This is a genomic window from Thermanaerothrix solaris (assembly GCF_032334255.1).
Lineage (GTDB): Bacteria > Chloroflexota > Anaerolineae > Anaerolineales > Anaerolineaceae > Thermanaerothrix > Thermanaerothrix solaris.
Genome location: NZ_JAUHMF010000001.1, coordinates 130612 through 142989 on the forward strand (window position 1 = coordinate 130612; position 12378 = coordinate 142989).

Here is a 12378-nt window from a genome sequence, read left to right on the forward strand (position 1 = left end):
CGTTTGTGGCAACTTAAAAGTTTCACCCCATTCGGTGCCACCAATTACCATCGTGGTTTCTGTTGGAGTAGGTGTCTCTGTAGGAGTAGATGTAGGTGTCTCTGTAGAAGTAGATGAAGGGGTAATAGATGCTGTTGGGGTGGGTGTGAGCGATTCTGTTGGGACCGGCGAAGAGGATGGGGTCAGAGTAGCCGTTGGTATTACTACGGTAAAAGTCGCTGTAGGGGGCATGGGGGTGCTGCTTGGGAATGTGACCTCGGGTTGAGGCGACGTTGTCGGTGTGAACGTACGTGTGGCAACGTTGGGTACTCGCAAGTATTGACCGGTAATAATTACATCGGTTTCTAGGCAATTGGCTTGTTTTAGCCACCATACACTGATTCCATATAACCCACTTATGCGCGTTAAGGTGTCTCCACGCTGAACCCGGTAAAAAATCCAGCCAGGAGGCGCCGTGCATTCCGTAGTAGTTGCACTAATCAGGTTTGAGGCTGAGGGCGTAATCATAGGAGGAGGTAGGTATAGAACGGTGCCTGGCAGAAGACTTTGGCTGATCAGGCAATTACTCGTTGTTAGTTGCTCAATGGAGATCCCTGCTTGAAGGGCGAGGTCCTGCAGCGTTTCTCCGGGTTGTACTAAGTGCGGCACCCAATTGCCTGGAATGGGGCAAGTTAGCTCGGTGTATGGGGTGTCGGTAGTCGTGGCAATCGGGAGATTCGTGCCAATGGGGAGGAGGATTGGGGTCAAATTGGGGGTTGGTAATACAGTAGGTGGGTTTGAAATAGTTGTTTTCAAATCGCTACTCGCGAGGAAGAATGCCCCAATCACGAGGAGCGTGGAAAGGATACCCCATCCCAGTCCCGGCCAAAGCATTGACCATTTTCTCATGAGATCTTATCTGCCGTATAAGTTGTTGCAACAGGTAAAAGGATATTTACAACTGTGGCATGGGTAAACGTATCGTTGTCAACATACACTCTGCCACCGTTGGCTTCAATGAGGGCTTTGACGAGACCAAGATTTAGTTCTTCTTTACCGATTTGCGCCTGTGGTTCCTCAATGGAAGAGATGCCATACAATATCCGACGCGATAAGTTCTTTTCATTTTCCCAGGAAGCAATTGAAATCTGGAAAACAAGGAAGGGTGATGCATTAGATCCCATATCAGTTAGGGCACGCACAGTGAGCTCACTTTCAGCGGACATATTCTTTGTTATTTGTTGTAAAAGTTGAATAAGGATCTGATAAAGGTTATCCGGGTTTAGACGTACTTTGGGTAATTCTGATGGGAGATCCAGGCGAATACTGATTTCATATTGCTGGAATTGGGGCGCAAGGTCATTAAGGACTTGATCAATGATCGGGCCAACTTCAGTTGTTGCACTCATAACTTCAATAGAGTGTTGAGTAAGGGAGGAAATAACCTCTAGGAGTTGTTCGAGTAAATCCCGACTTTTAATTGTGGCGACGCGGGTGCGCTCAAGAAATTTGCGTTGAAGAGCGCTTAAGATACCAATAGTTTCTCCCATCAGGAGATCCACATAGCCAAGAATAGAAGAAAGCGGTTGTCGCATTTCTTGGATCAAAGAGATCAGTACTTCTTGCTGTGCAGAAGGCAATCCATAAGGTTGTTTGGCGCTTTGCTGGAGTTTAAGGATTTGAATGTTGGCTTCTGCCAGAGCGTTTTGCAGGCGGGCAACTTCTTCGAGCGTAGAGCGGAGCTCGTTTTCGAGGTGCTCAATTTCAATGCTAGAAGGGACTTTTTGCTGGCTCTCGGCAAGCATTTCTTTGAGCGCGCGATTTTCGGCTTGGAGGGCTTCAATGGTGTCTTGAGATGTACGTTGTAAATTAAGAAGCACCTCTAAGTCATTTGCGGGAACGGCTAAAGAAGCCTGTGTCACATCAAAAGATTTACGAAGGGCTTCGTTTTCCTTCTGAAGGCGATCCAATTTATCTTGGAGCGCTTGCAACTGTTGTTCGATGAGGGCGGCGTTATCTTTTAGATAACGATATTCTGAGTCCAGGTTGAGAATGGCAGTAATTTTTTGGCTCAGCAATTGTAAGCGAGTCAATTCCTCGGGTGTCCAAGTGTGGTTAGAATAAGGGGTAAGCAAAACCACCAATCCATTGTCCGAGCCGGTGAATTGGAAAGGAACGGCGAGCATCGAGCCAATATGCTCCAAACCAAGTAGGGTGGCTAGGGCTTGGTCCTCATCCCAGGAGGAATCGCTTGGAATCAGTAAGGGTTTCTTGAGGTTTAGGGCATTGGATAATTTGGGGAAGCGCGCAGCCGGAGCGTAATTTTGCCCTATAGGCTCATCTCGTACTAAATCGTAGCCTGCCTCTAACCTCAAGCGTCCGGGATTTTCCATGTCCTGACGCAAGAGGAGGGAAAGATCCGCTTGGAAGGTGTGAGCAATTGCACGGGACAATTCCTGGAGAAGGTTGTTCTTCCCGATTTTGCAAGCCACATCACCCCAATAAAAGATGCTTTGGATGGAGGGTTTGGGTGCTGAGGTCGGGGGAGTAGCGGTTTGGTTGGGTGTTTCAGCAGAAAAAGAGGAGGCATTTAACCGCATGATACGCTGGATCAGAGCGGGTAAAAGCGGGAATGCGCACAACTGAGCCAAGCGTAAATAAGCCGGTGCATCTGACTGACGTGGATCAAGTGCAAAGAAAAGAAGTCCTCCAAGCAGAATAAGCCCCATAAAGGCGAATCCCTCACTTGCAGGGTTGTCGTTGGGGCGTATAAAAGCGACAATAAGGCTCATACCAGCAAGTGTAACGATGAGGCCGGTCCAAATTTGATCAAATCGGGAAATGGTGTAAGCCGATGATACTTTTAAGGATTGGGTGAGTAAGGTCTCGATCAAGAAAAGGAGCAGGAGGAGTATCGTGAGCGCTAAGGAGAGCCGATTTGCACGAAGGTTAGGCAATGGAAAAAGCCAAAGCCGCCCTAGCCAGAGTAACGTGATGGCTAAAACCGTTCGTTCTAGGGAGGGAAGGATAAAACGAATTGGAATTAAGTTTTGCCAGGCTAATGCAGCACTAACAAAAAGAACAATTTGACCGGCGAGGATGATGATTAGCCCGTGGTTAAGGCTCCGACGCGCAGCAGGGATCAGTTCAAGTGGCCAGGAGACAACGCTCTGAAAGGCGAACAGAACGGAAAAAGCCAGAACAAGGTGGAAGAGGAGATTGCCAGGCGGTGTGATAATGAGTGAGAGCAACTGATTAAGCGAGTTCATTGGGCTGAGAGTGAGACCTTTTTCTAGGTGAAAGATGATGCAATATTTTTGCCAATTGTAAGACTAATGTTATTTTACTATGGTAGGCTCAGGATGGTGTGAGTTGGGTTGTGTAATTGGGAAAGCAGACAAGGTCAGTTAACTTTGGGTTGACAAATTTCAGGGGCTGCCTTAAAATTTTGTCGGAAACGCCAAAGAGCCGAAGTGGCGGAACTGGCAGACGCGCTACGTTCAGGGCGTAGTGGGCATTACGCCCGTGAGGGTTCAAATCCCTCCTTCGGCACTCCCAAACAGCCCATAAAAAGTGGGCTGTTTTATCTTGTGATGGTCTCCCCTTTGGGCTATGATATAAAATATGAAATCATCTTATTGGAAACCACGCCAATTTCTTATTTTAGGCATTCTCGTTCTTCTCTTCCTTTTCTTAGTTGACTTAAATCAACGCTTGGTTCAACTAAACCGCCTTACTCAAAAACGGGATCAGATCCAGGCAGAAGTTACCGCATTGCAACAAACTATTGAGGCGCTTGGGACTCAAAAGGCATATGCAACCTCAGAAGCCGCCGTAGAAGCCTATGCACGAAACCAGGCCAATATGGTCAAGCCCGGCGAGAATCCGATCATTCTTGTCCCGCTTCGTACCGCTCCGGAGTCCGCGGGCAGCAACCCAACCCCGACTCCATCGCCCGTGCCTCCCTGGGAAGTGTGGTGGGCGCTATTTTTCGGTCGTTGAGGTTAGACTCCAGCACCGCTCTTCCGATGGATTACTAACAACGTTGAATCATCGGATGGAGGAAGAGATCCTCTGAAGTCTTCAATCGCGGTGTTTATGTGCTCGATAAGTGCCTCGGCGCTGGAACGGGGGGCGTTTTTTACAGTGTATATAAACCGCGTTTCGCCGTACACTTCCCCTTTTTCTGAAAACATCTCAGTTATGCCATCGGTATATAACAATAGGAAATCACCTGGTAAAAGGAAAGCCGTCTGATTTTCTAAGCGTATTTGTGACAAAATGCCAAGCGCTGTTCCACTTGACGCGAGGGCTTCAACATCGCCGTTTGCGCGGATAATGAGCGGCCAGTTATGTCCTGCGTTTGCAAACTCAACTCTGCCATCTTCAAGGTGGAGGATAGCATATATTGCGGTAACATATAGGCCATCAGGCGAATCAAAGAACAAGGAACGGTTGACTCTCTGCAGAACTCTTGCCGGTGATGGTTGACCCGAAAGAGCGAAGGCGCGAATAAGAGTCCTTGCAACCGTCATATACAATGCTGCTGGCACCCCTTTATCGGACACATCGCCAACGACTAATCCCCAACGGTGCTGGGGGAGGCGAATAATATCGTAAAAATCTCCACCAACCTGACGGGCTGTTTCCCAATAAACATGGACATCCCACTCGGGGTGGGTTGGAAGTCGGGTTGGAAGAAACGTTTTCTGAATCTGACGGGCAACTTGAACTTCGCGTTCTAAGCGTTCCCGCTTTAGCATTTCGCGATTCAGATGCTCATTTTGAATAGCCAGAGCCACTTGTTGAGCTATGCCCGTGATAATCTCCAAACGGCGCTCTTGGGATCTTGTTGGGTGGAGGGCATCCCGGACAAGAATTGCCCCATACCGTTCCCCCTTCATGGAAAGAGGAATGCCTAGTAGCCTAAAAGAAGCGTTGGTTTCCGTTTCTTCATCGGCCACAAGGGGATGCTTCGCCCAGTCAGCGATGGGTAAATCGTTGTGGTGAAGTGGGCAGACCACCAATGTATCATACTGGAGGAGAAAATCCAATAGCGGGGCTTCTCCCTGGGCATACCGTGTGCCTTCTACTTCGCTCAAATGATGATGATTTTGATCAAAGGCCTTAACAAGGTGATATTCCTTATGCTCTGCGTCCCACAGATAGATGGCACAGGCCTCGGTTCCAACCAGGATGGGGATGAGGTGAACCGTGGTATCCAATATGTCTTCCAGGTTGGACTGACTTACAATAGCCTGGGCCACTTGTAAAAGGGCAGCAGTAACGTAGGCTTCCTCCTGACGGGCTTCGAGGAGGCGAATGTTTTCTAACGCCATAGCGGCTTGTTGAGCAATACCTTGAAGAATGGCAAATAATTGGGGATCTATGCGGTAGTCATTAGAGACACGCTCGGGGTAGTAACCGATGAGCAGAGCACCAAGGATCTCTTCCCGACTGAGAAGGGGCAACACCAAATAAGTTCCTTGGCCGGTTTCCAAGTCAATGCCTAAAAAGGCCAATTCTTTGGCTGGGTCCTGGATAAAAATCGGGCTGTGAGTTTCAAGTAAGCGCGCCACAGCCGGAATCCGGCTGTCAAATGGAACTTGGAAATATGATGATGAGGAAAGGCCATGCTCTGCGATCAAGAGAAAGGCGCGGCGTGCTTCATCCCACAAAAAAATAGCACACTGTTTAACACCAACCAACAGTGGAATCAAGCGCGTTAAGGTCTCAGCCAACTCTTCCGCCGAACGTAGGGCCTGGCTGGTTTCGGCCACCTGAAGCAGGATGGTGGAGATCCAGGCCTGTTCTTGAGCCGAGGTGAACAGGCGATTGTTTTGTATAGCCACCGCGGCATAACTTGCCAATGTGGCGGCGATAAGAAGCGCCTCGCTCCCATAGCGACCCGCTGTATGATGACCAAGAAGGAGTAGTCCCAGAGGTTGGCCTCCTGCCCTTAACGGAGCAAGTATAGCGGAATAATCGGAGGGGAACTTTAAGGCCAACCCTAAGGGATCGTAGGGATCAAGTGGGCGGCGAATTTTCGGCTCAGTTTGGGACAAGGCGCTTCTCAGCCAAATCTGCATCTCTTCTTGAGCGGTGATCCGTTCAAGTTGCTGAGATGGAATACCATGAACCGCAGCCAATCGGATGGCGGGTGGATTTAGGGCTTCTGGCCGGTAAGGTTCTTCTAATAGCCAAATGGCTGCTGCTTCACAAGGTAAGTTACGCTCTAATTCAGCCAGAATGCGCTCGAGCAATTCATCTAAATTGATGTTCTCGGAAATCAACCCCGCGATATCACGGAAGGAGTCAGCAACCTGGCGCCGCCATGATTCGGTGCGGTATAACATGGCGTTGCGCATTGCGATCGCTATGCTGGCGCCCAGTGCCTCGAGGTAAGGGAGGTCCTCAGGGTCAAAGGCGTTGCGGTGATCGGATTGGAGGTCTAATACCCCAAGTACTTCGCCCCCATAAGCCAGGGGAATGGCCAGTTCAGATTGTGTTGTTTCGGGGGGGAGCGGTGAGGGACGGAACAAGGGATCTGACTCAACATCGTTTGCTAGGTAAAGTTTCCCCTCACGGGCTACCCAGGGAATGATACCAGTTGGGTCATCCAGATCATAACTTACCTGGTGCTCTTCAAAAGCCTTACTGCGTGCTCCGCTACCAGCTTCATAAAAAATCTTTCGTCGCCCTTGATGGACGCTAAATAAATGGACATATGGGTAACCGAACCAGCGCTGAATTGCTTCAACGACTTCCCCTAAAAGACGGTCCAGATCCAGGATGGATGTGAGTGCATGGCTGATTTCAAGCAGGGCGGAAATGCGGTCGGCACGATGGGCCAGGGTTTGGTAAAGCTTGATGCTTTCGAACGCAATTGCGATAGTATCGGCAAGGGATCGGAATAATACCAAGTCATATTCGTGAAATGCATTAGGACGCTCACTTTGTAGATCTAAAACTCCGAGTAGATGGTCACCATGCTTAATAGGGAAAGCCGCTTCGGAGAGTGTTTGAGGTAGAGCCGGGCTAAAACGATAGCGGGGTTCCAATTGGACATTTCGGGCCACTATTTCCTGGCCGGTTTGAGCCACGGTCCCCACAATGCCCTGGCCGAGGTGAATGGTGTCGTAGTCTTGATGATATTTTGGGGTATCTTTGCCGGCGCTCGCACAGAAACGCAATGCTCCTTGAACCTCATCCATCTCAAAGAGGCCTACATAGTAAAAATCGAACGTTTCTTGGATTTGGTGAGCGATTTGTTGGCATAAGGACATTACATCGGTAAAGCGTGTGATCTGAGCAGTAATCGCTCGCACCAGGCTCAGTTGCTCGGTACGCCAGATCTTAATGCGCTCTTGGCGGAAGGCCTGAAAGACCAGCGCAAGGTGTGCAGAGAGAAATTCCAGGAACCGGATTTCGTTTTGCTGGAAGGGATATTCACGGATTACAGACAGAACCCCTAAAAGGGTACCTCGTAGGCTCAGTGGAAGCGCAATGGCGTGGGGCTCAGAGGTTGGTGTGGTCGTCTCAAAGTCGGCGGCGAGTATTGGAAGCCGTAATTGAGCACAGTGTTGGATTAGAGGAGGTGTGCTTGGATCACTCAGAAGCGGAATTTCGGGTTCCCCAGGCAGGGGATACTGTGGTTGGGCAAACCAAAAAGCACATCGTCCTCCAATTTTATCTTGAAGATACCGGCCAATGGTTTCAATTTGGGCAAGGGTGTTAGGAAGTCCCAAAAGATTTTCCCCGAGGCGGATGACCTCTTCGAAGGTTAATGCTCTCTCGGGCTTGGCCATAGGATGCCCCAAGGACTTCTATTTCTTTCGTTTAACCATGGTGAGGGTATTGGTGCCCTCACCGAATTCAAAGCGAACGTCATCCATCCATTGGTAGATGAAGTAAAGTCCTAAACCATGGTTGCGGCGACGTTTCAATGGAGCCTTCTTATTGGGAGGGCGAATTTTTTGGGGATTGAAGGGCTTGCCATGATCCCGCAGCGTTATGATAAGGGCATCGGCTTCAATTCGATATTCCAATTCAATTTCACCTTGTCCTTCACCACCATAAGCGTGTTCGATGATATTCGTGCAGGCTTCATCAACGGCCATTTCGACCGTATATGAGTCTAAAGAACTTAGCCCCAATTCTTGAGTTGCTTGGCGAATCAGAGAGGCGATTTGGGCGAGGCTTTCATAACGCCCTGGAAAAGTGAATTTAGGCATTAGCGCATCGGCATGAGACTTAAACATTGGCTACGGCCGACACTACGTCGGGGTAGATCTTGAATAGCGTGGTAAATCCAGCTAAATCGAGCGCGGCCTTGATGTTTTCTGGTACGTTGGTCAATACAACTTCACCCCGATTATAACGACGACAAACCTTTTGGGCGCTGATCAGGGCACGAAGCCCGGCACTGGAGATGAATTGGAGGTCTCCCATGTCAATAACGATACGATAACGCCCCGAATTGGTTATTTGTTTGAGTTTCTCGTCGAATTCGGGTGCGCTGGCACTATCTAAGCGACCTTTAACCTTGACGAGATCACAACGTCTGTAAGTAATGTGCTCAATTTCCATCGCGAGGCCTCCAAATTTTGTCTGGGTAAATTTCTTACAGAGATTATAACATGGGCAATCCAGTGACCTGGTTTTGATTGAGGAGATGTGAGCCTTGGGTTTTTTGGTAGAATCAAGTCAGTTGACAAAATGGGTTTTACTATCTCTCTAACACGGGTGTTTCATCCATAACCTAGCACGAGGAAAAGGAAAAAAATCATGGCTGGAAAACAATCTCCCCAAAACGTCATCGAGGCTTATCGCCGTCGTCAGCAAATGATGCCGTTTATCATTTGGGGACTGGCAATCCTTCTGGTCGTTGTTGGGGTGATCATTCTCGTTGTCTCGCTGACGGGTCCCAACCGCGGTAGTCTATTGGCGCTGTTCGCCTCGCCGACCCCGTCGGCGACTGCAACGGCAACACCAAGTCCGACCCAACCCACACCTACACCTTCCAACACCCCCACAGTTACTGAAACCCCATTACCTACCGAAACTCCAACTCCCAATGCGCCTTTTGAGTACACAGTGCAGGAAGGGGATACCTGCTACGATTTAGCCATTAAGTACAATGTTGATTTGTTGGTACTGTTGGCGATTAACAACTTCCCCCTCGATCAGTGCCCAATTCGGGTAGGGGATAAAATCCTGATCCCGATTCCTGGTCAAACTTTACCCACGGCCACGCCATTGCCAACCAATTTGCCCCGAGGAACACGGATTGAGTATTATGTGGTAGCCAATGATACACTGGACCTCATTGCAGCCCGCTTTAACAGCACTGTGGATGCGATTATGCGGGAAAATAAACTCGAGGATAAAAATAAGATATTTGTGGGGCAGAAGTTAATCATCCCCGTAAATATTGTTACGCCTACGCCAACCCGCGCTCCTACCAACACCCCGTCGGGTATTACATCTCCCACCTCAACTGTGACGCCTTCTGCTACGCCTTCGCCTTAAAAAGTAATTGGAGTCTTGGTGTGGGTAGATTGTCCTATGTAACTGTCGTCATAGGCGCTTGACACGCCCTCAATTGAATAAGGTGCCAATAATGGCCTAGAAGAAGCCTTTTGGGCAAATCACGTTGGGGCTGGCCTGATAGAATTGGGCTATTTGCCCCACAACATTTTTAGGACTTGAGATAGGGTTACACGCTACAATGTTGAAACAGGTTCGCTGGTTTTGGGTGACTTTGACCATTCTTATAGGAGGATGGATCAGTTTTGGGCTTTACAGGGCCAGTGCGGATTTTCTTCCTTCTCTTCGCTTGCCTGATGATGGAAGTATTGGGGAAATGGGCCCCATTATTTTGGAGTTTCCCGGATCCGTAGAGAGATCCAAAGTGGAGGCGGCCTGGTACCTTGAGCCTTCGGTTAATGGGCGTTTTGAGTGGCATGGACGGCAGTTATGGTTTTGGCCACAGACCGGATTGCAGCCCGACCGGGTGTATACTCTGAGCCTACAAGCGGGTTGGAAGAAAGACCAAAGAGGGTCGCCGATCCAGGAAGTCCGTTTCACCATAAATGTTCGCGCACCGCGCCTACTTTATTTGGGGGCTCCCAACGAGTCCCCTGAAATTTATAGCGTTACCCTTGATGGGGGCGATGTTAAACAATTGACACATACGGGGGGACAAGTGTTGGAATTTGCCGTTTCCCGCGACGGTAAATATATTGCGTTCAGTATGCGCAATGCTCAGGGTGGGACGGATATCGGCATTGTCAGTCGTGGGGGACAAGATCAGCGCATTCTCTCATCTTGTGGGCGGGATAGTTGCCGTTATCCTGTTTGGTCTCCAGATGGCAGATGGGTAACATTTATACGCATGACTCTAGCCGGGGGCGAAAAACGCTCAGTATTGTGGAGTTACGACTTTGATGATCGCCGCTTAATTCAAGTGCTGGATGCTCCCAATGTTGTGCCGACCCAACCCACATGGTCTCCCGATGGAAATTATCTGGCCGTTTATGATGAACAAGCGCAAGGTATTCGGATTGTTGGGCAAGAAGGACGGGAAAATGCGCTCATCCCCACGAACGTGAGCCAACAGCCGCGGTGGTCTTGGAATAGCCAACGTTTGTTTTTTACTGTTGAAAATAATACTGGATTAATTCCATATCACGAGGCTTATGTGGCCGATTTAGAAAATCGGTCTACACGCCGCCTATTTGCTAATGTACCTCAAACCTTGGATGTCAGCATTCCTGCCGAATCACCAGATGGACAGTGGCTTGTGGTTGGGATGCGCATCCTCAACGGCCCGGTGAACAAGCAACTATGGTTATTCCCCGTTGAATCACTCGATACGATAGCAGAGGGGGTGCCGATCATGGCTGAGGCGATGATCAACGCTGCCGCATATCAATGGGAACCTGCAGGGCGTGCGCTAGTTTATCAACAAATTGATCTAACCTCTTCCGATGCCCAGCCCCAAATTGTCGTGTGGTGGCGGGATGACGACCAGGTTAGAGTCATCGCCAATGAGGCTGCATTTCCTACTTGGCTACCCTGAGGTGGCAGATACAGAGGCTTGACGTTCGCGTTCTGGGGAGCGGACAAAGAAGTGGAGCACGATCAGAGCCCCGAAACCCAAGAAGGCAGATGCGGCAAAGGTAGCCAAATAGCCGAATTGATCGGCTAACCATCCCCCTACAAGTGGTGATAGTGCTGCTGCCGGGGCAATCAGGGTGTTGGCGAGTCCAACATACGTGGGACGTTGATCCTCCGGCCCAAATTCCAGCGTAATGGCTAAACCAATGGCCCAGAAAACGGTGTTTGCGATACCGGTTAGGATCATTACGAAATAGAACCAGGTCAAAGATGGCGCCAGCCAGGCCAAAAGGGCGCTTAGAACAACCGCGAGGGCACCAAGTTCCAGAACCGGCTGACGCTTCCATCGGTCTGCCAACCATCCCAAAAGGGGATTGGCAATGACCTGGGTGACAAACAAAACGCTGGTCATGATACCGGCTTCAAATTTTCCGAGACCACGTTCCTGGACGGCATAAACAATATAAAAGGCGAACGCCATCATCGAAAACTGAAAGATGATTCGTCCCACCAGAAACCAGGTAAAGGACTTATCCTGCCTAAGGATAGAACGTACCTCAGACCAAAAGGTCTTGGAGTCCTGTATAGGGGCTTCGATGGTATGAGGGGGTTCGCGCGTTAGGCTGATGAAGAAAAATGAAAGTCCCATCATTATCGAAGCCAAAAGAAAGCACAAGGCGAAGTTCCCTGGAAACATCAAGCGTTCCAGGATTAAACCGGCAATGGCGGCGCCAGCGCTCCCCAAGAGGTTGGCAGCAGCTGACTGGAGGCCAAAGAACGTAGCCCGATATTCAGGTGGGATAATTTTCCCGATCATGTTTTGCCAGGCATTGGCGGTGAATCCTCCTCCTAAGCCTTGCCAGGTAAGGGCTAGGAAGGAAAGCCAAAGGGCGGTGTTCTTCCCCAATAGCGGGCTGAACCAGGCAATCAGACTCAAGAAGAGAAAGGGTATCCTCTCATGCACGGTCATGAAGAGTACCCAGGGCTTAAAGCGATTTAGAGCCCGCACTTTCTGAGCCGTAAAGAGTTGAGGTAACTGCCAACCTACGGTGTGAATTGCAGGTACTAAGCCAACCAGGAGCGCCGAATCACTCATTGTGGCAATGTAAAGGGGCAGCACTGTGGAGAGGGAGGCAAAGCCGAAGGCAAAGCCAAAAAAGCCCCCATCGAGCAGGTTGACCCAAAAATTGAAGCGAAAGTGCTTGCGGATCTCGTTATCCATAGAGTGGCTACACTTTTATACACCAAAAACCCCGGCATGGATCCCGGGGCTTGGGA

9 protein-coding genes and 1 tRNA gene are annotated in these 12378 nt (G+C 49.6%); 5 read left to right on the forward strand and 5 right to left on the reverse strand.

Annotation, left to right across the window (positions count from 1 at the left end):
- Window positions 1-34 precede the first annotated feature (34 nt).
- A complete protein-coding gene (locus tag QYE77_RS00590; protein WP_315623242.1) occupies window positions 35-265 on the forward strand; it encodes a hypothetical protein in 231 nt (76 codons plus the stop codon).
- Window positions 266-884: 619 nt separating this feature from the next.
- Here the strand turns inward: QYE77_RS00590 and QYE77_RS00595 are convergent.
- Window positions 885-3248, reverse strand: a complete 2364-nt coding sequence (locus QYE77_RS00595) for a GAF domain-containing protein (RefSeq protein WP_315623244.1) — start codon at window positions 3246-3248, stop codon at window positions 885-887.
- 198 nt (window positions 3249-3446) lie between these two features.
- Here QYE77_RS00595 and QYE77_RS00600 point away from each other — a divergent pair.
- Window positions 3447-3531 (forward strand) — tRNA-Leu (locus tag QYE77_RS00600).
- A gap of 72 nt (window positions 3532-3603) precedes the next feature.
- Window positions 3604-3981, forward strand: coding sequence for a septum formation initiator family protein (locus tag QYE77_RS00605; protein ID WP_315623246.1), 378 nt, complete (start codon window positions 3604-3606; stop codon window positions 3979-3981).
- A 2-nt stretch (window positions 3982-3983) separates the two neighbouring features.
- Here the strand turns inward: QYE77_RS00605 and QYE77_RS00610 are convergent, their stop codons facing one another.
- Genes QYE77_RS00610 through QYE77_RS00620 form a run of 3 tightly spaced genes read right to left on the reverse strand, consistent with a single transcriptional unit; the run spans window position 3984 to window position 8568 of the window.
- Window positions 3984-7787 (reverse strand): GAF domain-containing protein, encoded by a 3804-nt coding sequence (locus QYE77_RS00610; RefSeq protein ID WP_315623248.1) that lies wholly within the window; start codon window positions 7785-7787, stop codon window positions 3984-3986.
- Window positions 7788-7805: 18 nt separating this feature from the next.
- Window positions 7806-8213 (reverse strand): ATP-binding protein, encoded by a 408-nt coding sequence (locus tag QYE77_RS00615; protein ID WP_315623250.1) that lies wholly within the window; start codon window positions 8211-8213, stop codon window positions 7806-7808.
- Between the two features lie 19 nt (window positions 8214-8232).
- On the reverse strand, window positions 8233-8568 hold the full coding sequence (locus QYE77_RS00620; protein WP_315623252.1) for an STAS domain-containing protein: 336 nt from the start codon (window positions 8566-8568) through the stop codon (window positions 8233-8235).
- A 198-nt stretch (window positions 8569-8766) separates the two neighbouring features.
- Between QYE77_RS00620 and QYE77_RS00625 the strand changes: the two genes are divergently transcribed.
- Complete coding sequence (locus QYE77_RS00625) at window positions 8767-9510, forward strand: LysM peptidoglycan-binding domain-containing protein (protein ID WP_315623254.1); 744 nt, start codon at window positions 8767-8769, stop codon at window positions 9508-9510.
- A 382-nt stretch (window positions 9511-9892) separates the two neighbouring features.
- Window positions 9893-11062, forward strand: coding sequence for a TolB-like translocation protein (locus QYE77_RS00630; RefSeq protein WP_315623256.1), 1170 nt, complete (start codon window positions 9893-9895; stop codon window positions 11060-11062).
- Here the strand turns inward: QYE77_RS00630 and QYE77_RS00635 are convergent.
- Window positions 11054-12322, reverse strand: coding sequence for an MFS transporter (locus QYE77_RS00635; RefSeq protein WP_315623258.1), 1269 nt, complete (start codon window positions 12320-12322; stop codon window positions 11054-11056). The genes QYE77_RS00630 and QYE77_RS00635 overlap by 9 nt on opposite strands.
- Window positions 12323-12378 lie beyond the last annotated feature (56 nt).